The sequence below is a fragment of the Streptomyces gelaticus genome (assembly GCF_014649535.1).
Classification (GTDB): Bacteria; Actinomycetota; Actinomycetes; order Streptomycetales; family Streptomycetaceae; genus Streptomyces; species Streptomyces gelaticus.
Map to the genome: position 1 here is coordinate 177706 of NZ_BMTF01000007.1, position 25897 is coordinate 203602.

Here is a 25897-nt window from a genome sequence, read left to right on the forward strand (position 1 = left end):
CCCGGTCACCCTCCGGCGCCGGTGAAGTGTTCCCGTACGAGCGACTGCACGACGGCCAGGTCCTGGGCGATCAGCGCGTCGAGCAGCGCGGTGTGCTCGGCCGCGTCGGCGAGGAGGTCGGCGCGGCGGGTGGCGGGGTTGCTCTCCAGCGGCCACTGGGAGCGGCGGTGCAGGTCGTCGGCGACCTGCACCAGCTGCTCGTTCCCGCAGAGCGCGAGGACCGCGCCGTGGAAGGCCCGGTCGGACTCGGCGTAGCTCGCCCGGTCGCCCACGGCCGCGGCGGCCACCGTGGCCTCGGCCAGTGGACGCAGGGCGCACCAGGTGCCGGGCGGGACGGTGCGGGCCAGCCGCAGCATCACGGGCACCTCGATCAGGGCCCGCACCTCGGCCAGCTCGGCGAGCTCGCGCGGGCCGCGCTCGGACACCCGGAACCCGCGGTTCGGTACGACCTCGACGGCGCCCTCGATGGCCAGCTGCTGCATCGCCTCGCGCACCGGCGTGGCGGAGACCCCGAACCGGGCACCGAGGGCCGGCGCCGAATAGACCTGGCCCGGAACCAGCCGGCCGTCCACCAGGGCGGCGCGCAGCGCCTCCAGGATCTGGCCGCGTACCGAGTGCCGCCGCACCGCCGGCCGTGGGGCGGGGGGCTCGCCGTGGGTGTGCTCGCCGCGCGCCTGTTCGGGCACCCGGACGACCGCCGGGGCGGTCACGGGCGCGGCCGTCCCGCACGCCTCACGCGCTCTGCCCTGCTCCACTCGGACCTCCTCGGCCTGCCGCCGGCGCGGCTCGCGCGTGCCATGCCCTTTGTGCACGATAGGCGCAGGAGGCCGCAGTTCAAACATCGATCCGGTCGGGTAAGGTAAGGCTAACCTGCAAACGGTCGCGATTCGGTGGTCCCTGCATGACACTCCCCGCCCTGCTTCCCGGCACCACGGCGTCCGCAGTGACGGACGCCTACGCACGCCTGGCCGAGGTCTTTCCCGGGCTCCGGGCACGGGTGCTGGGCGATGGCGAGAGCGCCCCCGGCGGCGCCGGCTGGGTGGGTGCGGACGAGCTCGCGGCGGGCGGCGCCGCACTCGACGCCTTCCTCGCCTGGGACCACGCCCAGGTGGTGCGGGACTACGGGCAGGAGCCCCGGCCCGACGTGGTCGCGAGTTTCGGGCTGCACCGCTACGCCTGGCCCGCCTGTCTGCTGGTGACGGTGCCCTGGTTCCTCCATCGGCGGGTGCCCCGGATTCCCGTCGCGGATGTGGCCTTCCAGCGGGCGCTGGGCCATCTGACCCTCCGCGTGAGGGAGTTCGCCTGCCTGCCGGACGACCCGGCGGCCGTACTGCCGGGTGCCCGGGTGGTGCCCGACGAGGCGGCGCTGCGGGCCGAGGTGCTCGCGGCGGTGGCCGACCACATCGGCCCGGTGCTCGACGGATTCGGACCCCGGATGCGGCGCGGCAGACGCGCACTGTGGGGCATGGCGACGGACGAGATCGTCGAGGGACTCTGGTACATCGCCCATCTGCTCGGTGAGGAGCGACGGGCGATGGCCGAGCTGGAGGCGCTCCTGCCGGGCACCACGAAGCCGTACGTCGGCTCCGCGGGCTTCCGCGATCTGACCGGGCCGGACGGCGAGTCGCTGCCCACCCGCGACCGGGCGAGCTGCTGTCTCTTCTACACCCTGCGCCCCGAGGACACCTGCGTCACCTGCCCTCGCACCTGCGACGCCGACCGGGTACGGAAGCTGACGCCCGCTCACTGATCAGCACCACTCGCGCGGGTAGTACAATTCGAACGCAACTCATCGGACGCGTGCGGTTATTCGAGCCGATCCCGGTCATCCGTGCGCCGTACCGACCCAATGGCGTTCTCTTGCCCCGAAACCCCCTGGGCACGATGGGGTTTCGGCAATCATGGCGCCCGAAATGCCCTACGCGATGCAAGGGACCGCGCATGAGACTGACCGACATATCGCTGAATTGGCTGCTTCCGGGCGCCGTGCTGCTCGTGGGAGTCCTGGCGGCGGTGGCGGTGGTCGCGCGCGGCAAGCGCGCTGCTGACGCATCCGCGGCCGAGGACAGCTGGGAACGCAGCGAGGAACGCCGCAGACGCAAGGAAGCCCTGTACGCCACCGCCTCCTACGTCCTGCTGTTCTGCTGTGCGGCGGTCGCCGCCGCACTCTCCTTCCACGGGCTCGTCGGCTTCGGCGAGCAGAATCTCGGCCTCTCCGGGGGCTGGGAGTACCTCGTCCCCTTCGGCCTCGACGGCGCGGCCATGTTCTGCTCCGTGCTCGCGGTGCGCGAGGCCAGCCACGGTGACGCGGCACTCGGCTCACGCCTGCTCGTATGGACGTTCGCCGGTGCCGCCGCCTGGTTCAACTGGGTGCACGCGCCGCGCGGCATGGGCCACGCGGGCGCCCCGCAGTTCTTCGCGGGGATGTCGCTCTCGGCGGCCGTGCTCTTCGACCGGGCCCTGAAGCAGACCCGCCGGGCAGCGCTGCGCGAGCAGGGCCTGGTGCCCCGCCCGCTGCCGCAGATCCGGATCGTACGGTGGCTGCGCGCCCCCCGGGAGACCTTCAACGCCTGGTCGTTGATGCTGCTGGAAGGCGTACGCACGCTGGACGAGGCCGTCGAAGAGGTACGTGAGGACAGGCGGGAGAAGGAGCAGAACCGTCTGCGCAGGAAGGACCAGGAGAAGCTGGACCGGGCCCACATCAAGGCGCTGAACCGGCAGAACCGGGCCTGGCGCCGGATCGGCCGCGGCGGCACCCAGGTGGACGTCCAGGCCATCGCCCCCACGGCGGGCTCCGCGCCCGTCGTGGAGCCCGCCATAACCGAGCCGGGACAACTGCCGTTGCGTCCGCGGCCATCCCTGCAAGCCGTGACGGGGCGGAGCGCCGATACTCCGGATCGGAGCCCGGCTGACCCGGTCACCGTCGACCTCACCGCCGAGGACGACACCCAGGCACTGCCCCGGCTCGACTCGCTGGAGCGGAAACTGAAGGATCTGGAGCAGCAGTTCGGCTGATCCCCAGCCCCCACCAAAGGCCCTGACGGCCCGGTCCCTGCCGGCCCGTCAGGGCCTTTCGCCCTCCAGCTCGAACCAGACGACCTTGCCCAGCGCATGCGCGCCGACTCCCCAGGCGTCCGCGAGACTCCGCACCAGGAGCAGCCCCCGGCCATGCGTACCGTCGTCGGCGTTCGGTACGTACGACAGGGGCAGTCCGGACATGAAGTCCCTCACCTCCACCCGAAGTCTGGCCGTCGCCAGGCTCACTGTGACGACCGCGCCATGTCTCGTATGGATCAGTGCGTTGGTCACCAGCTCGCTCAGCAGGAGCTCCGCCACCTCGGCGGGCTCACCCTGCCACCGGTAGCGCAGGAACTCCCGTAACGCGCCGCGTACTTCACTCACGGCCGCCAGATCGGTATGGGCCAGTCTGCGATGCAGCCGGACCGGTTGCCGTCCCTTTGCCCCCGGATCGTGCACGGCCTCGTCTTCCATGGAATCGGCATCTCCCTGACGTTCCATCGTCTCCCCCGCCCGCACAGTGGATCGCCCCCTGTTCGTCGTTCCGGTCGCCCAGGTCGCCTGCTTCTCGTCGCACTCCTCCACGGAGCACGTTCACCGGATGCATGCCCCACAGACGGGCCGCCACGCTTGTCGACTCATCAATAAGTGAACGGAGAGCCGAATCGGCCCGGGAGCTGCGGGACATCTGCGCGACACATTTCCTTCTTACGATCAACTTCCAAAAAATTCACATCGGTTGGCGTTGACGGGACTGTATCTACGCGCGTCATCATGGTGGCTATGCGAATCCCCCCACGGATCACCACGCTCGGTGGCGCAGCCGCCCTCCTGTCCGTCCTCCTCGTCGGAGCCCCGGCCACCGCGGCCACGGCCACGACCGGATCCACGGCCCCGTCCGCCTCCTTTGCCTCCATCACGTCGGTCGGCAGCATCTGTTACTCGGCGCTGCCGGCCCAGGCACACGACACCCTCGATCTCATAGACGCGGGCGGCCCGTTCCCGTACTCGCAGGACGGCTCCGTCTTCCAGAACCGTGAAGGCGTCCTGCCCGGCCGGAGCACCGGCTACTACCACGAGTACACGGTCGTCACGCCCGGCTCCCCGACCCGCGGCGCGCGTCGGATCGTCACCGGCGAGAGGGCGCAGGAGGACTACTACACCAGCGACCACTACGCCACCTTCGACCTGATAGACCAGGGCTGCTGAAGCCCGTCCCTCCTGACCGGTCCGCGCCGTAGCCCCCCACCTGCGGCGCGGATCAAGGACGCGGGGCCGCGGCCTGCCGGACCACGGGCCGCGGTCGGCGTCCGCCACCTCGCTCACGCTTGTACGCTCCCTTTCATGACCGTGACCTATGTGATCGACGGCTCCCGGGTCACCGGCCTGGAACGCTTCTGGGAAGTGATCGGCGAGGCCGTGAACGGTCCCGGCGGATACTTCGGCCGCAACCTCGACGCCCTCGCGGACTGTCTGGGCGGCGGGATGGGCACCCCGGACGACGGCGACTTCGTCTTCGAGTGGCGGGACCACGCGCTCTCCGCGCGGGCCCTGGGCCACGAGGAGACGGCCCGTCAGCTGCGGCGGAGCCTGGAGCGGGCGCATCCCACCAACCGGCCCGCGATCCAGGAGAGGCTCGACGAGGCCCTGGCCGGACGGGGGCCGACGCTCTTCGACCTGATCGTGGAGATCCTGGCGCAGGGCGCGACGCCGGGCACGCTGCGGCTGTCGTGAGCCCCGGACCGGGTCCGGCGGACGCGCCCCGGGACGGAACCGGCCGGCCGAGCGGGAACTTCACTCGGCCGGCCGGCACCATGGGGGTCGCGGGGATCAGAACTCGGTGGTGACCTTGGCGCCGTCGAACGCCTCATTGCCGTAGAGGCTGATGAAGTGGTAGCCGGGCGTCGGGTTGTTGACGGTCAGGGTGTGCTCGTTGCCCGCCCCGACGGACTTGTCGGTGTTGACCTTGGTGGTCGCCCACTCCTTGTCGCTGTAGTAGAGGTCGGCGTCACCGGTGCCGCCGGAGGCGGTGATCTTCAGCTGCTTGACGCCGGCCGGGATGATGACGGCCAGGTAGGCGTAGTCGCCCTTGACGGCCTTCAGGTTGCTGCGCATGCAGTTCTTGCCCAGCATCCGGGCGTCGGCGTCCTTGCACTCGGTGATCTCACCGGGCGGGTTGGTGGAACCGCCGCCGCAGGCACCGGCCGCGCAGGCCTCCAGCCAGGTGTTCCAGTCGGCGTCGTAACGGTTGCCGATGGTCGACGTGAGCAGGGTACGGGCGGCGTCCCAGTCACCCTTGCGGTAGAGGCCGAGCAGGGTGTCGACGTCCGAGCGGTGCGACTCCAGCATGTAACGAACGGCCAGGTAGCCCCAGTTGTAGACGCGGGTCTGGTCGGCGTTCTCGTAGGTGGTGTCGAACAGGGTGCTCAGGGGGTAGGTGCGGTTCGCCGCCTGGGCGATGGCGGCGTCGTAGTTGAGCTTGCGGTACGAGTAGGAGACGAACTCCGCGAAGCCCTCGACCCACCAGACGGTCGGCGTGGTCATCCCGGCCTCGAAGTCGCCGTACATGTTGTAGCGGCCGTCGAGGTAGTGCGTGTACTCGTGGTTGAGGTTCCAGATCTGGAAGTCGGGACGGGCCCACTCGGCCTCGTAGGCGATGAACCGGGGCTGGTTGCCCTCGGCCTTGGGGTCGCCCTCCAGGTACATGCCGCCATTGTTGGTGTCGATACCGAAGATCACACCGGCGTAGGTCTGGTAGTCGGCACTGGAGTCGAAGGCCACGACCTCGATGGTCTTGTTGTTGTCGTCGGCGACCGCGCCGTTGTCCCGGGCCACCTCGTGGAAGTAGGCGTCCTGGTTGCGCAGGCTGGTGCAGCTGGCCTCCAGCTCCTCCGCGACCATGTCCTGCGCCCGGATGGTGATGCTGTCGCTACAGGTGTGCTTCACCGGCAGGACGGCCTTCTCGAGACGCTCCGCGAGGTTGCAGGCGCCGTACTTCTCGCAGTTGCCCTTGTCGTAGGCGTCGACCATCTTCGCCAGGTTGACCCAGAGCGGAGCGGTGGGGCCGTCGATGGAGCTCTTGCTCATCAGGTCGACCGCGAGCGGGCTCGCCTTGTCGCGCAGCGAGTCCTCCTTGAGGAAGCGGCCGAGCTCGAGTCCCGCGTTGGCGGCCAGGAACGAGTTCTCGGTGCCCAGCAGGTCGATATGGTTCGCGGCGAAGTCGCGCAGCGAGGTCAGGACGCTCGGGTCGGCCTCGATGGCGGTGATGAACTCCGGCACCTGGTGACCGCGGAACATCACCGTGTACACGCTGTTCACGGCGTTCCGCATGTGCCACAGGTCGTTGTACGACTCGTCGTAGTCCGCCAGCATCTTCTTGACGATGTTCAGGTAGCGGGCGTTCTGCTCGGCGCTGTCGACCAGGATGATCGCCTCGGACAGGCTCTCGCCGTTGGCGTCGGTGACATCGAAGGCGTGCGAGGAGCCGAAGAAGCCGTCGAGCGCGCCCTGGATGGCCGTGACCAGTCGCGGCCCGTACTCCCCGACGGTGTCGGGGTCGTAGTACTGCACGTAGTAGCCGGCCCGGAGGAAGAGGATCAGCTGCGGCATGCCGGTGCTGGCGTCACCCGGGTAGGAGGCCGACGCGTCGCGCATCGCGTCGGCGATGGTGACCATCTGGTCCTCGCGGAAGGCGTTGTAGCCGTCCTGGCCCTGGATGCGGAACAGCGAGTTGACGCAGTCGGTGGTGGCCGCCTTGACCTTCTCGACCAGGGCGCTTCCGGTGTTGTTGGTGAAATCGGTGACGTTGCACTCGGCAGCGGCCGTGCCGAGCTTCTTGGCGCGGCGCTTCTCGGCCTTCATGGAAGGCGCCTGGTGGCTCGGAAGCGCGGTTTTCTGGTCGTCGTAGTCCCGCTTGAGCGCGTCCTTGGACGCGGACAACGGAGGCTGATCGGCGGCCTCGAGCTTCTTGCGCTGGACGTGACCGGCATCGTCGGCGGGTGCCGTCAGCGATTCGGCGGTGGGGCCGCCGGGGTCCTCGGTCCGGGGTTCCGCCCGCTTCTGGGCGGCGTCCGCGGTGTGGGGGGTCGCGGCCGACGCGACGGGGCGCTGCTCGACGGCCTGGCTCGGTGCCGTGAACAGGCCCACGCCCAGGCATGCCGCCAGAACCGCAGTGGACAATCCGGTTATCTTCTGTCGAACCCTCAGGTTCTTCACGTGCCGCCTCCCAGCGGAGTGGTGACCGCGCACCAAGGCGCGGCTGTGGGGGAATGCAAGGGGTCGGCGCCGGACCGGGTCTGAACTGCACTCACGTCGTGACATGAGCACGGCCCCTCTCCCTTGCGCGCTGTACAATGGCACATGTCACATGTTCTTTGGAACCCCTCTCACGCACATTCATCCGCGCGACAACTTCTCGTCGCAGCAAGGGATATGACACGCGGCCCGAACGCACCGGCCCCCATCACCGGTTTCGACCACCGCGCCACCGCACCACCGCGTCCCCCGGAGAGCCGGAATCCCGGCCCCGCAGAGCCCCGAGGAGCAATGCCGTGTCCCGTTCCTTCTCCGCGCCACACACCGGCAGCCACGATCTGCCGGTGTCACCCGCCCTGGACGCCTTCATGAGCACCGGGTGGGCGAAGTCCCCGCTGCCGACGGACCTTCGCGTCCCCTCCATCGACGCCACCCCCGCCCGCCGCGCCCGGCTGGCCGCCCGCTTCCCGGGCGAGCGCCTGGTCATCCCGGCCGGCGCCCTCACCGTCCGCTCCAACGACACCGACCACCGCTTCCGGCCGCACACCGGTTACGCCTGGCTCACCGGCCTCACCGGCGAGGACCAGGCAGGCCACGTCCTCGTCCTGGAACCGGACGGCGACGAACGCCACGAGGCGGTGCTGTATCTCCGGCCCCGCTCGCCCCGCACCGGCCAGGAGTTCTACCGTGACCGCAGGTACGGGGAGTTCTGGGTCGGCCGCAGGCCCGACCTGACCGAGGCCGCCCGGCTGACCGGCATCCGCTGCGCACACCTGGACGACTGGGAGAAGCTGTTCACCGGACCGCAGCCACCGGTGCGGGCGCTGGCCGGCGTGGACCCGTCCGTCGACGAACTCCTTTGCTCCTGCCGCGCGTTCCCCGTCGGGCGGTCGGCACCGGCCGGGCTCGAAGCGGTGCTCAGCGAGCTCCGGCTCGTCAAGGACCCCTGGGAGACCGGCCAGTTGCAGCAGGCCGTCGACGCGACGACGGCGGGGTTCGAGGACGTGGTGCGAAGCCTGCCGAAGGCGCTGGGGCATCCGCGCGGCGAGCGCTGGATCGAGGGTGTCTTCGATCTGCGTGCCCGGCTGGAGGGGAACGGTCCGGGATACTCCACGATCGCCGCGGCCGGGGCGCACGCCTGTGTCCTGCACTGGATCCGCAATGACGGACCGCTGGAACGCGACGAGTTGCTGCTCCTGGACGCCGGCGTGGAGACCGACTCGCTCTACACGGCCGACATCACCCGCACCCTGCCGCTGTCCGGCCGCTTCTCACCCGCGCAGCGAACGGTCTACGAGCTGGTGCTGGCGGCGCAGGACGCGGGCATCGCGGCCCTGCGCCCGGGGGCGCGGTTCCGTGACTTCCACATGGCGGCCATGCGGGTCATCGCCGAAGGGCTGCACGACTGGGGTGTGCTGCGGATGCCGGCGGACGAGGCGCTCGACGCGGACAACGGCTTCTACCGCCGGTACACACTCTGCAGCAGCGGCCACATGCTCGGCATGGACGTGCACGACTGTGCGCAGGCGCGTGCCGGCACGTATCTGGACGGGCGCCTGGAGGCCGGTCAGGTGCTGACTGTCGAGCCCGGGCTGTACCTCCAGCCCGACGACGAGACGCTGCCCTCGTCGCTGCGCGGCATCGGGGTGCGGATCGAGGACGACCTCGTGATCACGGCCGACGGCGCTCGCCTCATGTCGTCCGCGCTGCCGCGCACCGCCGACGGCGTCGAGGAGTGGATGGCCTCGCTGCTGGAGACCGGGGCCTGACAGACGCTTCAACGGCCGCCCGGCGGGCGGCCGTTGAAGGACGCCGTGAGGCGATTGGAGAGGGAAGGGTGGATCAGGCCTCTGCGGCCGGCATCCTCACGCTTCTGATCCGCCTGCCTCCCGCGCCCGTGCCATCGGGGTCCTCCTCGGCCCAGAGGTTCCTGACATGCGACATGTGACCCAGCATGCACTGCTCCGCACGCTCCGCCTCGCCCGCGATCAAGAGGTCGAGCAACTGGCCGTGTTCCTCTGCCGACTGGACCAGCAGCCCGGTTTCGTCGAGCCGGTTCAACCCGAAGAGACGCGAGCGCTTGCGCAGGTTGCTGACCTCCTCCACCAAACGGCGGTTTCCCGCCAGGCCGAGCAGTTCGAGATGGAAGCGGCGGTCGGCCTCCAGGTAGCCGAGGATGTCGTGCTCGGCGGCGGCTGCGACGATCGCCTGGGCGAGTGGCCGCAGCGCCTCCAGCTCCTCGGTCTTGCCCATACGGGCGATGCGGCCGACGGTGGGAACCTCGATCATGACCCGCAGTTCGGTGAAGTCGTCGAGGTCCTGGTCGGTCAACTCCGTTATCCGGAAGCCCTTGTTGCGCACCGCTTCGACCAGGCCCTCGCGAGCCAGGTCGAGCATGGCCTCACGGACCGGGGTGGCGGAGACACCGAAGTCGGCGGCGAGGGCGGGAGCCGAGTAGATGACGCCCGGACGGAGCTCCCCCGCGATCAGGGCCGCCCTGAGGGCGTTTGCCACCCGGTCACGCAAATGCTCCTGCGCGGAGATGACGTTGATCGTCGTCAGGCGGGCCATATCTGTTCCTCCAGCGCCGTGCGGGGCCTCAGAATACAATGTCACGTTTCCGCCAGGGCCCGTCGTTCCGAGGCTGTGGACGGTTCGCTCAGGGCTCCGAATTCCGGTGCACTGCCGCCGCCACGGCGAGGTCCTCCCAGCCCATACCCACGCTCTTGAAGAACCGGGGGCCCTCGAAGTCCGCCGGCTTTCCACCGGAGCCGCTACCGGTCACCAGCTCGGCGAGGTTGCCGACGATGTCCTCGGCCCCGAAGGCGCCCTCCGCCAGCGGGATCAGCAGATCGCCCGCCTCTGCCAGCGCCGCCGACCGCGATTCGACGACGACTGCGGAGCGTGCCACCAGCGCGGTGTCGACCTCACGGGCGTCGGGGGTGTGCGAGCCGACCGCGACGACCGTCGCCCCGTCCGGTACGAGGGATCCGTCGAACAGCGGGGTGGCGGAGGTGGTGCAGCAGAGCACCAGATCGGCCGTGGCGACCTCATCGGCACCACGCCCCTGCCCCTGCCCCGCGCGTGCGTCCACCCCGAGCCGACGGGCGTGCTCGGCCAGTGCACCGGCCCGGTGCGGGTCGCGACCGACCACGGTGACCCGTTCGACCCGGCGTTCCGCGAGCACCGCGGCCAGGTGCCCGTACGCCTGCGGGCCCGTGCCGAAGAGCACCAAGTGGCGTACGACGGGGCCGGTGAGGTGGCGGATCGCCAGTGCGGAAACGGCCGGTGTACGCAGGGTGGTGAGCGCGGCCCCGTCCAGCACGGCGAGCGGCAGCAGCGTGGCGGCGTCGAGCAGCAGATAGCTTCCGGTGATCCGGGGCAGGCCGCGCGCCGGGTTGTCCGGTGCGACCCCGGCGATCTTCACGCCGGTCACCCGCTGGGTGGTGGCGGGCATGATCAGCAACTCTCCGCCGGGCACCGAGACGTGGTGCCGGGCGGGTGCTGCCTCCGGATCCAGTCCCCCGCGCAGCGCCGAATCCAGTGCGTCCACGGCTCCGGTCGGCCCCAGGGCCTCGATGTCGTCGGCGCCGAGCAGGGGCAGGTTCACAGCAGAAATCCTTCGGGGAAGGGATCGGACGGGTTCAGGAAGAATTGTGCGGTACCGGTGATCCAGGCTCGGCCGGTGACGGTGGGGACAACGGCCGGTAGCCCACCCACGGTGGTCTCCTGGACGAGACGTCCGGTGAACGAGGTGCCGATGAAGGACTCGTTCACGAAGTCGGTGTCCAGGGGGAGTTCACCGCGTGCGTGCAGCTGCGCCATACGGGCCGAGGTGCCGGTCCCACAGGGTGAGCGGTCGAACCAGCCGGGGTGGATGGCCATCGCGTGCCGGGAGTGGCGGGCGTCGGACCCGGGTGCGATGCACTGCACGTGCTTGAGGCCGTGGATGTCCGGGTCCTCGGGGTGGACGGGCCGGTCGGTGGCGTTGACCGCGTCCATCAGGGCGAGTCCGGCGGCCAGGATGTCGTCCTTGTAGGCCCGGTCGAAGGGCAGCCCGAGGTCGGACAGGTGAACCATCGCGTAGAAGTTCCCGCCGTAGGCGAGGTCGTAGCGCAGCTTCCCGTAGCCGGGTACGTCCACGGTCCGGTCGAGCGCGACGCTGAAAGCCGGAACGTTGGTGAGGGTCACGGCGGTGGCGGAGCCGTCCGTCACCTGGACGTCGACGCTCACGAGCCCGGCGGGGGTGTCCAGTCGCACGGTGGTGACGGGTTCGGTGACCTCCACCATGCCGGTCTCCACCAGAACGGTCGCCACCCCGATGGTGCCGTGCCCGCACATCGGCAGAAAGCCGGAGACCTCTATGTAGAGGACGCCGTAGTCCGCGTCCGGCCGGGTGGGCGGCTGGAGGATCGCGCCGCTCATGGCGGCGTGGCCGCGCGGTTCGTACATGAGCAGGGTGCGCACGGCGTCCCGGTGCTTCTGGAAGTAGCTGCGCCGTTCGGCCATCGTGGCACCGGGGATGGTGCCGATGCCTCCGGTGATGACGCGGGTGGGCATGCCCTCGGTGTGCGAGTCGACGGCATGGAAGATATGACGTGTCTGCAAGGCTCCCCCTGATTGGTCACGACGGACACGAAGAACGCGGGAACGGGACGGAACAGGCTGCACCGGGCGGGGCCCGGTGCAGCCCGTCCGGGCGCACGGGCCGGGCGCCCTGAGCGCCCGTGCACGTGCGGTTTCCGGGCGCCGCTCTCAGTGAAGGCCCCCGGCGAGCGCCTTCTCCGTCGCGGCACGGACGGCGGCCTCGTCGTCGGCGGGGAGCGGGAGCCGCGGCGGCCGGGTACGGCCTCCGTGGCGTCCGGCGACGTCCATGGAGGCCTTGATGGCCTGGACGAACTCCGGCTTCGAGTCCCACCTCAGCAGCTCGTGCAGCTCCCGGTACAGCGGCAGCGCGGTTGCCATGTCACCGGTGACAGCGGCACGGTACAGATCGACACAGGAGGACGGCAGCATGTTCGGGCAACCCGCGATCCACCCGACGGCGCCGGCGAGCGCCAGTTCCAGCAGTACGTCGTCGGCGCCCACGAGCACGTCGAGGCCGGGCGCCTGTTCGGCGATCTCGTACGCTCTGCGGACGTCACCGCTGAACTCCTTGACGGCCACGATGCTGCCTTCCTGGTGGAGGCGGGCGAGCAGGCTCGGTGCCAGATCCACCTTGGTGTCGTACGGATTGTTGTACGCGACGACCGGCACTCCGACTTCTGCCACCTCGGCGTAGTGGGCGCGCACCGCCTCGTCCTCGCAGCGGTATCCGTTGGGCGGCAGGAGCAGCACGGAACCGGCACCCGCCTCGGCGGCCTGTTCCGCCCAGCGCCGTGACTCCGCGCTGCCATAGGCGGAGACGCCCGGCATGACGCGGCTTCCGTCGCCCGCGGCTTCGACGGCGACCCGGACGATCTGGTCGCGTTCGCTGTCGGTCAGGGTCTGGTACTCGCCCAGTGAGCCGTTGGGCACCACGCCGTCGCAGCCCGCCTCGATGAGCTGGCGCACGTGAGTGGCGTAGGCGTCGTAGTCGATGGTGCAGTCCTCGCGCAGGGTGACCGGGGTGGCGACCATGACCCCGTGCCAGGGACGGGTGCGCGGGTGGGTGTTCGTCTGCATCGTGGCTCCTTGGAAGGTGTGACATGTCACGGTGTGGCGGACAGATGGACAGCGCGCGGCGAACGCGGCGTTCCGGTGTGCGGGAGCCCGCATCGATGGGCCGTCGGGCTCCGGGGAGAGAAGTGTCTGCGGGCGGGGAGGGCCGGGTTGCCGGCCTACCCCGGTTCGGCCAGGTCGGCGAGCGTGGAGAGCTTTACGGGGCAGGCCAATGGACGGCGCTCGGGACCGCCCGGGTCCTGTCCGGTGCCGTGCGCGGCGGCGAGTTCACGGACGGCGAATCCGCACGTCCGGCCCTGACACCAACCCATTCCGGCCCGGGTGAGCAGCTTGACGGTCCTGGCGTCACCGGCTCCCAGTTCCTCGCAGGCCGTACGGATCCGGCCCGCGGTGACCTCTTCGCAGCGGCAGACCTCCGTATCGCCGCCCAGCCACTCGCTCCACCCGGCGCCCGGCCGGTGCACGGTCCCCATCAGCGTGGCGAAGGCCCGCAGCCGGTGCCGGGAACGTCGCAGCGCGACCGCCCTGCGCGCTTCCTGCCTCCGTACCCCGCCCCGCACCTCGCGAATGATCGACAGTGCCGCCAACTCGCCTTCGGAAAGGGCGAGTTCGACGCCTCCGATGCCGCCGGTCTCACCGGCCGCCCAGACGCCGGGGACGGTGGTCCTGAGCTGCTCGTCAAGGGTGACGGCATGCGTGCCGTCGGGGCCCGGACGCGTGCCGCAGCCGGCTGCCACGGCGAGTTCCAGCTGGGGCACGAGCCCGTGTCCCACGGCGAGCGCGTCGCAGGCGATCCGGCGGCCGGTCCCGGCGACGGGGCGCCATCGACGGTCCACCCTGCTGACGGTCACCGCCTCGACCCGCTCGTCGCCGTGCACCTCGGTGACCGCCCGGTGCGTCAGCACCCGGACCCGGGCACCGGCCAGGCCGGCCCCGAACCGCGCCGCCTCAGCCGCCTTGCCGGGGTTGGCCGCCAGCACCCCGGGAGCACGGGCGTACGCTCCGTAGCCGGCGGCCTCGACGAGTGCCGGGACACGCGCCCCCGCACGCGTCAGTGAGAGCGCGACGGCCTGGAGGAGCGGACCGCTGCCCGCGACCACGATCCGGCGCCCCGGCAGCACCAGCCCGGACTTGAGCATGGCCTGGGCCCCCGCCGCACTCACCACACCCGGAAGTGTCCAGCCGGGGAAGGGGAGCTGGCGCTCGTGGGCACCCGTCGCCAGGAGCATGCGGCGGGCCCGGACAGCGGTGTGGGCCTCCTCGCCGCCACCGGTGACCGCGTGCAGGATCCAGTCGCCGCCACCGGTTCGTTCGACCGTCCACACCTGGTGGCCGGTGAGATGGCGGATCGCGCCGGTGTCGCGGTGCGCGGCAAGTCGCGCGGAGAGCTCCGCGAAGGCGCGCCAGTGGTGGTGAAGGGCCTCGGGCCGGTTGGCGCCGAGCCCGACGGCCGGGCTGCGGTAGTACTGCCCGCCGGGTGCGGCGGCCGCATCCAGCAGAACCACGTCGAGCCCATGGTCGGCGGCGGTGACGGCTGCGGCCAGGCCCGCCGGACCCGCTCCCACCACGGCGATCGCGGCGCACCCGGTCTCCGGCGTCCGGCGGTCATCCTTCGAGTGCGGCATGCCCGTCGCCCTCCTGCGTGGTGATGATGTCGCCCGGCTCGGCGGGCAGCAGACAGGCACGCTGGTTGGGCCGGCCGTTGACGGTGGCCAGGCAGTCGTAGCAGGCACCGATGCCGCAGAAGGCGCCGCGCGGCCGGCCGTGGACCCGGGTGGTGCGCCAGGTCAGGATGCCCGCCGACCAGAGTGCGGCGGCGATGGTCTGGCCCGGCAGCCCGCGGATCGGGCGGCCGTCGAAGGTCAGCCGGAACTCCGGCTCGGGGTCCGCCCCGACGAGTTCGGCGGGGGTGCGTGCGCGGGTGCGTCTCACGGGGTCCTCTCCTGGGGCACGGGCGCCCCGCTCTCCACCGTCATGTGACAGGGCATGTGGCATCGAACCGGTCGGGGGCGAAGGGTGCGAGATCGAGTGCGGGCCGCTTTCCCCGGATCGCATCCGCGATCAGCAGCCCGGTCGCGGGCGCCAGTCCGATTCCGGCGCCCTCGTGGCCGCAGGCGTGGAAGAGTCCCGGCACCCGGGGGTCCGGTCCGATCGCAGGCAGATGGTCGGGCAGGTAGGGACGGAACCCGTGGTAGGCACGGAGCACCCGTACGTCGGCGAGCACGGGGAACAGGGCGGCGGCCCGAGCTGCCAGCCGGGAGACCACCGGAACGGACAACGTCCGGTCGAAGCCGACCCGTTCGCGGCTCGCCCCGATGAGAACCGGACCCGAGGGTGTCCCCTCCACCACGGGCGAGGTCTGCAGCGCCGCCGACCCGCTCGACACGTCGGCCACGTACTCCGCCGCGTAGACCTTGTGCCGGACCAGGCGGGGCAGTGGTTCGGTGACGAGCACGAACCCCCTGCGCGGCAGGACCGGCAGGTTCACCCCGGCCAGTGCGGCGAGATCGCCGCCCCAGGTACCCGCCGCATTGACGACGACGGGGGCCCTCAGTTCACCCCGGTTCGTGCGTACTCCGCGTACGGCGCCCGCCCGGTCCCTGAGGATCTCCACCACCTCCTCCCCCGGGCGCACAAGCGCACCGGCGCGCGAAGCCGAATGGACCAACTCCGCTGCTGCCAGAGCAGGTTGGACCTGTGCGTCCTGCGGGTAGTGGCAGCCTCCGACCAAGTGCGGCGCGAGATGGGGTTCGAGCTCGCGCAGCCGGTCGGGGGTGACGTCGTGCGCCTCGACGCCCGCCTCCCGTTGGCCGGCGGCCGTCGCCGCCAGGGTGGCCAGGGAGCCCTCGGACGCCGCGACGACCACGCCGCCCTTGAGCTCGTACTCGATGCCCGGGGGCAGCTCCTCGGACAGCCTTTGCCACAAGGAGGCGGAGAGCAGGGCCAGTTCCAGCTCCGGTCCCGGCACTTTGTCGGAGACCAGGAGGTTGCCCTCGCCGGCTCCGGTGGTGCCGCCGGCCACCGGCCCGCGGTCGACGACGGCTACGGACAGTCCGGACCGGGAGGTGTAGTAGGCGCAGGCCGCGCCGACCATTCCGGCCCCGACGATGACGACATCCAAGGTGTGTCTCGTGAGCACGTCAGTAATATGTCACATTGCTCAAGGGTCGCCAAGGGTGCGTACGGGGCCAGTTGATCAACCGTCACGCCGTCGCGCGATTGCAGGGGTGCCGGGTCGGCCGCCGGGGAAGTGGAGCCAGGAACACCCCCGCAGGCGCCGACTCCGCCATCTGCCGCCGGCTTCCCCGGCGGCGGGCGGCGAGCTCGGCACGACCGTACGGCTCACTCTGCTGCGCGCCCCGCACAGCCCCGACCCGGAGGCGGACCTCGGCCGGCACCGGTTCAGCTACGCGCTGGCACCCGGCAGCGGGATCACGGACTCGGTACGGGAAGGGCTCGCGCTCAACCTGCCGCTGCGGGCGGCCTCGGCACCCGTGCTGCCGTCGCTGGTCGACACGGGGCATCCGGCGGTCACGGTGGAGTCGGTGAAGCTCGCCGAGGACCGGCGCCGGCCCCGCCGCGCCCCGCACCGCTCCCGGCCGGGTTCAGGGGCGGGGCACGTTCCGCAGGTTGGAGCGGGCCATCTGGACCATCCGGCCCACTCCCCCGTCGAGCACGATCTTGCTCGCGGAGAGCGCGAAGCCGGTCACCATCTCGGCGCTGATCTTCGGCGGAATGGAGAGGGCGTTGGGGTCGGTGACGACATCGACGAGCGCCGGGCCCTTGTGCTTGAAGGCGTCCTTGAGGGCGCCTTCGAGCTGTTTGGGCTTCTCCACCCGCACCCCGTACGCTCCGCAGGCGCGGGCGACCGCGGCGAAGTCCGGGTTCTTGTTCGACGTACCGAACGACGGCAGGCCCGCGACCAGCATCTCCAGCTCGACCATGCTGAGCGAGGAGTTGTTGAACAGCACGACCTTGACCGGCAGGTCGTACTGCACCAGCGTCAGGAAGTCGCCCATCAGCATGGTGAACCCGCCGTCGCCGGACATCGAGACCACCTGCCGATGCGGGTCGGTGAACTGGGCGCCGATGGCCTGGGGAAGCGCGTTGGCCATCGAGCCGTGGCTGAACGAGCCGATGACACGGCGCTTGCCGTTGGGGGAGAGATACCGCGCGGCCCACACATTGCACATACCGGTGTCGACGGTGAACACGGCGTCCTCGTCGGCCAGTTCGTCCAGCACCCAGGCGACGTACTCCGGATGGATCGGGACGTGCTTCTCGACCTTGCGGGTGTACGCCTTGACCACGCCCTCCAGCGCGTCGGCGTGCTTCTTCAGCATCCGGTCGAGGAATTTGCGGTCGGTCTTGGGCTTCACCTGCGGGGTCAGACAGCGCAGGGTCTCGCGGACATCGCCCCAGACCGCCAGATCCAGCTTGGACCGACGGCCCAGGTGCTCGGGGCGCACATCGACCTGGACGATCTTCACATCGGTCGGGAGGAAGGCGTTGTACGGGAAGTCCGTGCCGAGCAGGATGAGGAGATCGCACTCGTTGGTCGCCTCGTAGGCGGCTCCGTAGCCGAGCAGGCCACTCATCCCGACGTCGTACGGGTTGTCGTACTGAATCCATTCCTTGCCGCGCAGCGCGTGCCCGACCGGGGCCTTCACCCGTTCGGCGAACTCCATCACCTCGGCGTGGGCACCCGCTGTACCGCTGCCGCAGAACAATGTCACACGTTTCGCCGCGTCGACCATCCGGCAGAGCTTGGCGATCTCCTCGTCGCCGGGCCGGACCGTCGGACGCGAGGTGACCAGCGCGTGCTCGACGGACTTCTCCGGGGCGGGCTGCGATGCGATGTCACCCGGCATCGTGACGACGCTGACCCCGCCCTGACCGATCGCGTGCTGAATGGCCGTCTGGAGCAGCCTCGGCATCTGCTTCGGGTTGGAGATCATCTCGTTGTAGTGGCTGCACTCCTGGAAGAGCAGCTCCGGGTGGGTCTCCTGGAAGTAGCCGAGACCGATCTCGCTCGACGGGATGTGCGAGGCGAGGGCGAGCACGGGAGCCATCGAGCGGTGGGCGTCGTAGAGACCGTTGATGAGGTGCAGATTGCCGGGGCCGCACGATCCGGCGCAGGCGGCCAGCGAGCCGGTGATCTGGGCCTCCGCACCGGCAGCGAAGGCGGCGGTCTCCTCGTGCCTGACCTGGATCCAGTCGATGGCCCGGTTGCGGCGGACGGCGTCGACGACCGGGTTGAGGCTGTCGCCGACGACACCGTACATACGCTTGACGCCCGCCCGGACGAGGATGTCGACGAACTGCTCCGACACGTTCTGCTTGGCCATGGGTGCGTACCCTTTCCGCGCTTCGGCTTCCGGACTCCGCATCCATCAACCCATGGCACGCGGGGTTACGCCTCCCAGACGGCCACGCCCGTACGGTCGTCGGAGTAACCCTTCACCCGGAGCTGGGTGTCCGCGAGGAATGCCACGAGCCCGGGTGCCGGGTCGGGGGCCCAGCGCCCGGCGAGCTCCCGGGCCAGGGCAGGCTCGCCGCGCAGCGGTTCGGCCAGCCCGGGGCTGCACAGCAGCAGGGTGTCCCCCGGCCGGGCCACCGAGCCCCGGAAGCGGAACGGTTCTGCGGGCGGCTCGGGCCGGGCCTCGGCGCCGAAGGACGCGGGCGTGGTGACGGCCGGATCCACGGTGAGGCCGCCGCCGTCGGGAGCACTCCCGGGCGGCGCGGACACGACCCCGCCCCCTGCCCCCGATCCCGCCCTGGGGTCCGAGCCGAGGTCACCGGCTGCCGGAACCTCCGGTTCGAGGTCCTGCCAGACGCCTTCGCGCAGCCGGAACAGCCCACCGGCACCGACGCCGAAGAAGATCCTCGTCCGGCAGTCGGGGTCCGCCGGAAGCAGGAGGCAACGCAGACCCGCCGTGTACTGCTGCGGTTCCTTCCCCAGCTCGGCGGCGCGGGCGCGCAGCTTGCCGTACGTACGGTCGGTGAGGCGGTGCAGACCGGATTTGAGCTCTCCGCGGCGGCCCGCCCTTATGTCCTCGGAGAGCCGGGCGTGGCTGCGGCCGACCGCTGTGCCGATCCAGCGGCAGGCGTCGGCCGCCGCCAGGTGCGCCGATTCGGTGGCGCGGGCCCCGGTGGCGACGGCGACCAGGACCAGTGCGTGCTCGTCGGTGCCGAAGCGTGCGGTAAGCAGTGCGTCGCGGCGGGGCTCACCACGGAACCGTGCGGAGTCCCCGCGCACGGAGGCTGCGCGCAGGGTGTATGTGCCGTAGCGGGCGCCGTCGAGCGCGGTGTCGGCGACGATTCCGGCCGGCTCCTGCGGGTCGGTGGCGGGCAGTGCGGTGGGTTCGGCGTCGTAGGTGGGCGGCCGGTCACCCACATGGCCGATCACCGGGCGGAGCGCGGGCCCCGGCGCGGTTTCGTTCCCTTCCTCCGACAAGGGTGCGGCAACCGTGGTGCCTGGGACCGGCGGGGCGGTGGGGGTCGATGAGACGGTAGAGGCCCCGCTCTCCCCCTTCGCGTCCCCGCTCCTCCCCTCCGGCGGCACCTCCTCCCCCGCGGGCGGTGTCCCCGCCCCGCCCTCCGGCACCCCTTGCCCGCCGGAACTCACCGCGTCCGACGCCGAGTCGAAGCGGTCGTCGAGGCTGTCGGCCGCGTTGCTCCTGTCGGTGTCCCGGGCGTTCTCGTCGTACAGCCTGCGCCACCAGTCGTCCTCGTGGGCGGCGGGCCCCTCCCCCTGCTGACTCATGCCCTTATTGTCGACCGCGGGGGCCGTACGAAAACGGGTCATCCGGAAACAGTGGCCGCGGACATGGGTCCGCCGGGCGCCCCCACCCCCCACGGGAAGGACGCCCGGCGGACCGGTCAGGTCGTGATCAGCGCACGGCGTACGCGTCGTTCACGGTCTGGATGACGGAGTTGCCGTTGGCGTCCGTCAGTTCGGTCTTCAGGGTGACCGGCTTGCCGGCCGCGCCCGCGTGGTTCACGGTCGCGGTCCACCGGCCGTTCTGCTGTGCGGTGGTCGCCTCGGTCCAGGTCTTCCCACCGTCGTAGGAGTACGAGACCTTGGCCGCGGTCAGCTTGCCGGGCGTGTAGCCGGCGTGACCGGTGACGCTCAGGCCGATCGTCTGACCGTCCTTCGCGGCGAGGGTCTTGAGCCCGTCGGTGTCCAGATCGTAGCCCGGGAACAGCAGCGGAATCCCCTGCGAGTACGCGTTCTCGTCCCGCTTCGAGCGGAACTTCCAGGTGGTCTCGGTGCTGGTGGACCGCTTCCACACGGCGGCGGGCTGGCCGAACCTGGCGGTCTGCATGGTGAGTTCGTATGCGGCGTCCTCGGCCGGGACGGTGAACACCCCCGACGGCCAGCCGGACTCGCCGATCACCTTGCCGCCGCTGCTCAGGCGCATATTGCCCATGTCACCGAAGGATCCCTGGAATCCGGCGTGCTCGCTGTCGCTCCAGAAGCCCGGGGCGACGCCGATCAGGTTGTCCTGGCGCTCGGCGGCGAGCTGGAGCTTGCCGGCGGCGTCGCGCGGGGCGGAGGGGGCCGGGATGCCCCGGTACCAGTTCTCGGTGCGCTTCGACCCGGCCGTGTAGGTGCGCGGCCGGTCGGCCATCAGCTCGCCCCAGGGGAAGCTGGAGGAGAGGTACCGCACCCAGGCGGTGTCGCCCGCCGAGTAGTACTCGGTGCGCTTGCCGGGGGCGGCGACGACATCGCTGATCGCGGAGAACACCCCGCCGTACGGCCGGTTGATGATCATCGTGTCGACGTAGTCGGCCGCGACGCCCATCGCCTCGTAGGTGGCGGATACCCGGCCGAGCTTGGTGTCGCGGACCTTGTAGGTGCGGTCCGAGGTGACCGGGCCGGTCTCGGGGAAGGCCAGGTTGTAGACGAACGGGCTCACCGCGGTGGCCTTCCAGCTCAGCTTGACCGGGCCGTCGGCCAGGGCGGCCTTCAGCGCGTCGGCCTCGCCCGCCTCGATGCCGAGCGCGGGCAGCACCGCCGGGGCGAAGCCCATGCTCGGCTGCCAGGGGCCCGCGGCGGGACGATGGGCGATGACGGCCTTCGCGCCCGCGGCCTTGGCGTCGCGCGCCTGGGCGTACACGTAGTTGTCGTCGTCACCGACCTCGACCAGGGCGATCTTTCCGTCGACGCCCGAGGCCCTCAGCTCGTCGGGGGTACCGGTACCGGCGTCGACGAGGGCGGCCTCGCCCGTGCCGTCGAGATTGGCGGAGCCGGTGCTCGCCGCCCTCGGGTGCAGTTCGATGCCGCCGACGACCGACAGGTTCTCGATCTGCGGGGCGTACGCGCGCCAGAAGCTGGCGAACTCGAAGTCGCCGTCACTCGCCCTGCCCCGCACGTCGGCGAGGTAGTTCTTGACCGTGGAGCCACCGGTGACGGAGCCCGAGTGCAGCCAGACGTCGTCCCAGCTGCGGCCGAAGGCGAGCGTCGTGGAGCGGTTCTCGGAAGCGCGGTCCTCGGTCTTCACCTGGATCCGGTGCGCCTTGCGGGCGTCCAGGACCAGGGTCGTGTCCTTGGTGACGTTCACCTGGGGCCGCGCGAGGTAGGCGAGGGACTCGTCCAGGTTGCCGGTCGCGTCCTTCAGGTCCGGCGAGATGACGAAGCTGGAGACGAAGTACGCCCCGGGGCGCACCCGGTAGACCTGCTCCGTGGCGCCGTCGTTGAAGCGGCGCTCGCCGCGGGCGGTGTCGGTGCCGATGACGTCCAGCGAGGAGGAGCCGCCGGCGGGCTTGCCGGTGCGGTCGACGAGCTTGACCCGCAGGGTGACGGTCTCGGCCCCGACGTACAGCGAGAACGGGGTGGAGACCTTGACGCCGCCGGGGCCGGTGGCCAGCACCCGTCCGGTGACGTCGCCGTACTGCGCGGCCTTCAGCTTCGCCGTCGGGTCGATCTCCAGCGGGACCTTGACGGTCGCTCCGGCCGGGACGGTGACGGTGCTCGCGTCGAGCTTCGCGACGGAGGAACGGACGGCCGAGCCGTCGTTGCCGGTGACGCCCTGGACCTTCAGCGACAGCTTCACCGGCTCGGTGCCGGAGTTGGTGTACGGGACGTCGACCGTGGTGCGGTCGGTCCGGTCCTGCGGCCATTCGAAGGTGCCGCCCTGGAGGGCGGGGGCGCCGACGACCGTGGTGTCGATGGCGGCCTTCACGTCGAGCCGGCCGCCGCCGGTCTCGCGCACGTCGCCGGGAATGTCGCTCTTCGCGGACGAGACGAGCGCCGCCTTGATCTGCTGGGCGGTCCAGTCCGGGTGACGCTGCTTCACGATGGCGGCGGCGCCCGCGACATGCGGGGTGGCCATCGACGTACCGGACATCGTCCGGTACGCGTAGACGCCGCGCCCACCTGCCGCCGCGGCCGAGATGGCGACGCCGGGGGCGGCGATCTCGGGCTTGAGGGTGTGCGATCCGATGACCGGGCCGCGGCTGGAGAACCGGGCCGTGGTGTCGTCGCGGTCGACGGCGCCGACGGTCAGCACGCTCGGGGCGCAGCCGGGCGAGGAGACGGTGTTCAGCGTCGGGCCCGAGTTGCCCGCCGCGACCACGAACAAGGTGCCTTTCTTCTGCGCGAGTTGCTCGGCGGCGACGCTCATCGGGTCGGTGCAGTCGGTCGGTTCGGGGCTGCCGAGGCTCATGGAGACGACATCGGCCTTCTGGTCGACGGCCCACTGCATGCCGGCGATGATCCAGGATTCGGCGCCGGAGCCGCTGTCGTTGAGGACCTTGCCCGCGAGCAGGTCGGCGCCGGGGGCGACGCCCTTCTTCTTGCCGCCGTCGGCCGCGCCGGTGCCACCGACGGTGGAGATGGTGTGGGTGCCGTGGCCCTGCCGGTCGTCGGTGCTGTCGGAGTCGGTGAAGTTCTCCGAGGCGGCGACCCGGCCCTTGAGATCGGGGTGTTCGGCGTCGACACCGGTGTCGAGGACGGCGACCTTGGTGCCCTTGCCGTCGTATCCGGCGGCCCACGCGAGGTCTGCACCCATCTGCTTGGTCGACTTGTCGAGAGTGGCCTGAACCTTGCGGTCGAGCCAGAGCTTCTTCAGGCCGGAGGCCGAGCGGGAGCGGGGATTGGTGACGTCCGCCCAGAAGTCGGCGGCCTTCGTCTTCTCCGCCTTGAGGGCGAGACCGTCGATGGCGTCGAGCACGAGTTGGCGCGTGGCGCCGCGCGGGGTGGCGGAGGCGGAGCGGGCCCGGTCCTTGCCGTAGACCGCGATCAGCGGCAGGGACTTGGTGTGCGCGTCGTCGTAGCCCTGCCGGATGAGGCCGGTGACGTTGAAGAGTTCCTCGTCGACCTTGCCCGCGGCGAGCGCGGCGGCGGCGGTTTCGGGGTAGACGTAGAGGTCCTTGCCGGACTGCCTGGTCTGCACCAGGGGGACGGTGCCGTCCTCGCGGGGCAGCGCGGTGGCCGAGGCGGCCCCCGAACCGTCCTTGCTCACCAGGACCTTGTCACCGGTGACCAGTGTCACGGTGACCGGTTCGCCCTTCTTGGCATCGGCGGCCGAACTGCCGGTCAGTGCTCTCTTCCCTGTCGCGTCGTCCTGCGGCGCTGCCGCGGACGGTGCGATCGCGGTGACGGCCAGGACCGCGGCGGTGGCCGCTCCCAGCGCCGTACGCGATATCGGACGCATCGCTCTCCCCAAGTGAATCCGGAACCAACCTGCCCAAACCGCAGCTTTCCGGAGGTTGTTGGTACTGCGGTGGCGCCACATTGGCAGAGCGGAGAGCGTTAAAGGGATGATGTGCACGGCGGGTTTACGCCGTGGCCGCTTTCCGCCATGGCCGGACGCCCGGCGACAGCGAGATCGTGCGGAATCAGTGCGTCCAGAAAGGGACCGGGATGCTGGGAGCCATAGGTCTCGACGAGATACAGGAGTCGGCGTACCGCGCGCTCGTGATGGTGGGAGCCGCAGAGGTCTCCGATCTCGCGCACCGGCTGGGCCTTCCGGAGCCGGACACCGAGCGGGCGCTGCGCAGGCTGGAGCAGCACGGCCTGGCCGCGCAGGCGTCGGCCCGCACCGGACGCTGGGTGGCGGCGCCGCCGGGTGTGGCGCTGGGAGCGTTGCTGACCCAGCAGCGCCATGAGCTGGAGCAGGCGGAGCTGGCGGCGGCGCTGCTCGCCGAGGAGTACCGGGCGGAGGCCGCCGAACCGGCCGTGCACGATCTGGTCGAGGTGGTCACGGGGGCGAGCGCGGTGTCGCACCGCTTCCACCAGTTGCAGCTCGGCGCGACGAGCGAGGTGTGCGCCCTGGTCACCGGGAAGCCGATCGCCGTCAGCGGGATGGAGAACGAGGCCGAGGAGCAGGCCGCGACGCGCGGGGTGTCGTACCGGGTGGTGGTCGAGCGCGAGCTGCTCTCGCTGCCGTTCGGGATTCTGGAGCTGTCGGCGGCGCTGAGCCGGGACGAACAGTGCCGGGTCATCGACCGGGTGCCGACCAAGCTGGTCGTCGCGGACCGCGCCCTGGCGATGGTGCCGCTGACCGGCCGCGGCGCCGAGCCGGCCGCCCTTGTGGTCCACGCCTCCGGGCTGCTGGAGTCGCTGATGGGTCTCTTCGAGGCGGTGTGGCGCGAGGCCATGCCGCTCAGGCTGGGCGAGAGCGGCCGGCCGCAGGAGGAGGACACGGGGCCCGATCCGACGGACCTGGAGATCCTTTCACTGCTGCTGGCCGGGCTGACGGACGCGAGCGTGGCGAAGCAGCTGGAGCTGGGGTTGCGGACCGTGCAACGCAGGGTGAAGGGCCTGATGGAGCTGACCGGCGTCTCCACCCGGATGCAGCTGGGCTGGCACGCGTACGAACGGGGCTGGGTGTCCCGCACGCCCCGGCTCTGAGCGCGCCCCGTCGGCGCTGACGGGCGGGACCGGCCGGACTCCGGCAGGCTGGTCAGATGAGTGTGTGGCAACTCGTCGCCGTCGGCCTCGTCATGCTCCTGGGCCTGTTGGGCGTGCTGGTGCCGGGGGTGCCGGGGCAGGCGATCGTCTGGGCCGCCGTGCTGTGGTGGGCACTGACCGATGTGACGCCGCTCGCCTGGGGTGTACTCATGGGTGCGACAGCGCTGCTGCTGCTGAATCAGGCGCTGAAGCCACTGCTGCCGCCGCGCCGCCCGCGCGAGACGGGCGCGCCGCGCAAGACGCTGACGCTGGGCGGGATCGGCGCGATCGTGTGCTTCTTCGTGGTGCCGGTGGTCGGCGGGGTGGTGGGGTATGTGGGGGCCGTCTACGGGGCGGAGCGGCTACGGCTCGGCAGCCGCGAGGCGGGCTGGACCTCGGTGCGCTCGGTGATGCGGGCTACCGGCTACTCGGTACTCGTCGAGCTCTACGCGTGCCTCCTGGTGGCGGGGGCCTGGCTGGGCGCGGTGATCTGGGGCTGACCGCTGTGCGTCCCGTTCACCGGCGCCGCGTCGATGTCCGCGCTGCTCGGCAAGGGCGAGGACGCGCTGAAGTACCTGGGGCAGCTGATGAGCCGCTTCATCCGGGCGAACACCATGTACAAGGAGTCGGGTCCGGTCATCGAGACCCCGCTCTCGGCGGCCCAGTCCCTGCACGACATGGTCTGCCAGTCGTGGGCGGCACGATCAGGGTCTTCCCGGCGCTGCCCGCCGCCTGGCGCGAGCTGACCGTGCACGACTTCCGGACACAGGGCGCGTTCCTGCTCAGCGCGGTACGCGAGGAGGGCCGGACCCGTTGGGTGCGGCTGACCAGCGAGGCCGGCGCACCGTGCGTCGTACGCCACGGCATCGACGGGCCGGTGGAGATCCGGGACCGGAACGGACGGCCGCTGGCTCACGAGGAGCCGGCCGACGGCACGGTACGCATCCGCCTCGGCAAGGGCGAATCGGCGCTGATCACGGCGCGGGGCGACCGCCCGGACCCGACCGTCCGCCCGGTGACGGCGAACGAACCCGCGCCGCGGTGGGGACTGCCCGCCTGAGCCCG

General features: G+C 71.0%; 22 protein-coding genes and 1 pseudogene. 10 read left to right on the top strand and 13 right to left on the bottom strand.

What is annotated here, in order from left to right:
- Window positions 1-5: 5 nt before the first annotated feature.
- On the bottom strand, window positions 6-755 hold the full coding sequence (locus IE107_RS13105; protein WP_189543913.1) for a GntR family transcriptional regulator: 750 nt from the start codon (window positions 753-755) through the stop codon (window positions 6-8).
- 146 nt (window positions 756-901) lie between these two features.
- On the opposite strand from IE107_RS13105, the gene IE107_RS13110 reads away from it, so the two are divergent.
- Window positions 902-1750, top strand: coding sequence for a (2Fe-2S)-binding protein (locus IE107_RS13110; RefSeq protein WP_189543914.1), 849 nt, complete (start codon window positions 902-904; stop codon window positions 1748-1750).
- Between the two features lie 191 nt (window positions 1751-1941).
- Window positions 1942-3015, top strand: coding sequence for a DUF2637 domain-containing protein (locus IE107_RS13115; protein WP_189543915.1), 1074 nt, complete (start codon window positions 1942-1944; stop codon window positions 3013-3015).
- Window positions 3016-3063: 48 nt separating this feature from the next.
- Here the strand turns inward: IE107_RS13115 and IE107_RS13120 are convergent, their stop codons facing one another.
- Window positions 3064-3426, bottom strand: coding sequence for an ATP-binding protein (locus IE107_RS13120; RefSeq protein WP_308434224.1), 363 nt, complete (start codon window positions 3424-3426; stop codon window positions 3064-3066).
- 375 nt (window positions 3427-3801) lie between these two features.
- On the opposite strand from IE107_RS13120, the gene IE107_RS13125 reads away from it, so the two are divergent.
- A complete protein-coding gene (locus IE107_RS13125) occupies window positions 3802-4227 on the top strand; it encodes a ribonuclease domain-containing protein (RefSeq protein WP_189543917.1) in 426 nt (141 codons plus the stop codon).
- A 135-nt stretch (window positions 4228-4362) separates the two neighbouring features.
- On the top strand, window positions 4363-4752 hold the full coding sequence (locus IE107_RS13130) for a barstar family protein (protein ID WP_189543918.1): 390 nt from the start codon (window positions 4363-4365) through the stop codon (window positions 4750-4752).
- A 96-nt stretch (window positions 4753-4848) separates the two neighbouring features.
- Here the strand turns inward: IE107_RS13130 and IE107_RS13135 are convergent, their stop codons facing one another.
- A complete protein-coding gene (locus IE107_RS13135) occupies window positions 4849-7233 on the bottom strand; it encodes a M9 family metallopeptidase (protein ID WP_373302436.1) in 2385 nt (794 codons plus the stop codon).
- 335 nt (window positions 7234-7568) lie between these two features.
- Between IE107_RS13135 and IE107_RS13140 the strand changes: the two genes are divergently transcribed.
- Entirely contained in the window at window positions 7569-9041 is a 1473-nt protein-coding gene (locus tag IE107_RS13140; RefSeq protein ID WP_229866883.1) for an aminopeptidase P family protein, read from the top strand.
- Between the two features lie 73 nt (window positions 9042-9114).
- Here the strand turns inward: IE107_RS13140 and IE107_RS13145 are convergent, their stop codons facing one another.
- From IE107_RS13145 to IE107_RS13175, 7 genes are all read right to left on the bottom strand, one after another.
- Window positions 9115-9843: a GntR family transcriptional regulator gene (locus IE107_RS13145; RefSeq protein ID WP_189543920.1), complete on the bottom strand. Its 729-nt coding sequence runs from the start codon at window positions 9841-9843 to the stop codon at window positions 9115-9117.
- Window positions 9844-9931: 88 nt separating this feature from the next.
- Window positions 9932-10882 carry an ornithine cyclodeaminase family protein gene (locus IE107_RS13150; RefSeq protein WP_229866885.1) on the bottom strand — a complete coding sequence of 317 codons (951 nt, stop codon included), beginning with the start codon at window positions 10880-10882 and terminating at the stop codon, window positions 9932-9934.
- Entirely contained in the window at window positions 10879-11880 is a 1002-nt protein-coding gene (locus IE107_RS13155; protein WP_189543921.1) for a proline racemase family protein, read from the bottom strand. The genes IE107_RS13150 and IE107_RS13155 overlap by 4 nt, the downstream gene beginning before the upstream one ends.
- A gap of 147 nt (window positions 11881-12027) precedes the next feature.
- Window positions 12028-12936, bottom strand: coding sequence for a dihydrodipicolinate synthase family protein (locus IE107_RS13160; protein ID WP_189543922.1), 909 nt, complete (start codon window positions 12934-12936; stop codon window positions 12028-12030).
- Window positions 12937-13091: 155 nt separating this feature from the next.
- Entirely contained in the window at window positions 13092-14558 is a 1467-nt protein-coding gene (locus tag IE107_RS13165; protein WP_189543923.1) for an FAD/NAD(P)-dependent oxidoreductase, read from the bottom strand.
- Window positions 14539-14865, bottom strand: a complete 327-nt coding sequence (locus IE107_RS13170; RefSeq protein WP_229866887.1) for a (2Fe-2S)-binding protein — start codon at window positions 14863-14865, stop codon at window positions 14539-14541. The genes IE107_RS13165 and IE107_RS13170 overlap by 20 nt, the downstream gene beginning before the upstream one ends.
- Window positions 14866-14905: 40 nt before the next feature.
- Entirely contained in the window at window positions 14906-16072 is a 1167-nt protein-coding gene (locus IE107_RS13175) for an NAD(P)/FAD-dependent oxidoreductase (protein WP_189543925.1), read from the bottom strand.
- A 184-nt stretch (window positions 16073-16256) separates the two neighbouring features.
- Between IE107_RS13175 and IE107_RS34865 the strand changes: the two are divergent.
- A pseudogene (locus tag IE107_RS34865) lies at window positions 16257-16499 on the top strand (hypothetical protein); the annotation flags it as partial.
- A gap of 39 nt (window positions 16500-16538) precedes the next feature.
- Here IE107_RS34865 and IE107_RS13180 read toward each other — a convergent pair.
- The 3 genes from IE107_RS13180 to IE107_RS13190 all read right to left on the bottom strand — a co-directional run bounded on the left by IE107_RS13180 (window position 16539) and on the right by IE107_RS13190 (window position 23594).
- Entirely contained in the window at window positions 16539-18281 is a 1743-nt protein-coding gene (locus IE107_RS13180; RefSeq protein WP_189543926.1) for a pyruvate dehydrogenase, read from the bottom strand.
- 65 nt (window positions 18282-18346) lie between these two features.
- Window positions 18347-19699 (bottom strand): protein phosphatase 2C domain-containing protein, encoded by a 1353-nt coding sequence (locus IE107_RS13185; protein WP_189543927.1) that lies wholly within the window; start codon window positions 19697-19699, stop codon window positions 18347-18349.
- A gap of 127 nt (window positions 19700-19826) precedes the next feature.
- Window positions 19827-23594, bottom strand: a complete 3768-nt coding sequence (locus tag IE107_RS13190; RefSeq protein WP_189543928.1) for a S8 family peptidase — start codon at window positions 23592-23594, stop codon at window positions 19827-19829.
- A 209-nt stretch (window positions 23595-23803) separates the two neighbouring features.
- Between IE107_RS13190 and IE107_RS13195 the strand changes: the two genes are divergently transcribed.
- Genes IE107_RS13195 through IE107_RS13205 form a run of 4 tightly spaced genes read left to right on the top strand, consistent with a single transcriptional unit; the run spans window position 23804 to window position 25892 of the window.
- Window positions 23804-24793 carry a TrmB family transcriptional regulator gene (locus tag IE107_RS13195; protein WP_189543929.1) on the top strand — a complete coding sequence of 330 codons (990 nt, stop codon included), beginning with the start codon at window positions 23804-23806 and terminating at the stop codon, window positions 24791-24793.
- A 56-nt stretch (window positions 24794-24849) separates the two neighbouring features.
- A complete protein-coding gene (locus IE107_RS13200; protein WP_189543930.1) occupies window positions 24850-25332 on the top strand; it encodes a DUF456 domain-containing protein in 483 nt (160 codons plus the stop codon).
- Window positions 25333-25365: 33 nt separating this feature from the next.
- Window positions 25366-25578: a hypothetical protein gene (locus IE107_RS36095; protein WP_373302437.1), complete on the top strand. Its 213-nt coding sequence runs from the start codon at window positions 25366-25368 to the stop codon at window positions 25576-25578.
- Window positions 25524-25892: a glycoside hydrolase family 95-like protein gene (locus tag IE107_RS13205; protein WP_373302438.1), complete on the top strand. Its 369-nt coding sequence runs from the start codon at window positions 25524-25526 to the stop codon at window positions 25890-25892. Before IE107_RS36095 ends, IE107_RS13205 begins: the two co-directional genes overlap by 55 nt.
- The last annotated feature ends 5 nt before the right edge of the window (window positions 25893-25897 follow it).

Coding starts and splice junctions, on each gene's coding strand:
- IE107_RS13160 (WP_189543922.1), bottom strand. CDS start 12,936: ATGCAGACGAACACCCACCCGCGCACCCGTCCCTGGCACGGGGTCATG.
- IE107_RS13200 (WP_189543930.1), top strand. CDS start 24,850: ATGAGTGTGTGGCAACTCGTCGCCGTCGGCCTCGTCATGCTCCTGGGC.
- IE107_RS13180 (WP_189543926.1), bottom strand. CDS start 18,281: ATGGCCAAGCAGAACGTGTCGGAGCAGTTCGTCGACATCCTCGTCCGG.
- IE107_RS13125 (WP_189543917.1), top strand. CDS start 3,802: ATGCGAATCCCCCCACGGATCACCACGCTCGGTGGCGCAGCCGCCCTC.
- IE107_RS13165 (WP_189543923.1), bottom strand. CDS start 14,558: ATGCCGCACTCGAAGGATGACCGCCGGACGCCGGAGACCGGGTGCGCC.
- IE107_RS13130 (WP_189543918.1), top strand. CDS start 4,363: ATGACCGTGACCTATGTGATCGACGGCTCCCGGGTCACCGGCCTGGAA.
- IE107_RS13110 (WP_189543914.1), top strand. CDS start 902: ATGACACTCCCCGCCCTGCTTCCCGGCACCACGGCGTCCGCAGTGACG.
- IE107_RS13145 (WP_189543920.1), bottom strand. CDS start 9,843: ATGGCCCGCCTGACGACGATCAACGTCATCTCCGCGCAGGAGCATTTG.
- IE107_RS13195 (WP_189543929.1), top strand. CDS start 23,804: ATGCTGGGAGCCATAGGTCTCGACGAGATACAGGAGTCGGCGTACCGC.
- IE107_RS13185 (WP_189543927.1), bottom strand. CDS start 19,699: ATGAGTCAGCAGGGGGAGGGGCCCGCCGCCCACGAGGACGACTGGTGG.
- IE107_RS13190 (WP_189543928.1), bottom strand. CDS start 23,594: ATGCGTCCGATATCGCGTACGGCGCTGGGAGCGGCCACCGCCGCGGTC.
- IE107_RS36095 (WP_373302437.1), top strand. CDS start 25,366: ATGTCCGCGCTGCTCGGCAAGGGCGAGGACGCGCTGAAGTACCTGGGG.
- IE107_RS13115 (WP_189543915.1), top strand. CDS start 1,942: ATGAGACTGACCGACATATCGCTGAATTGGCTGCTTCCGGGCGCCGTG.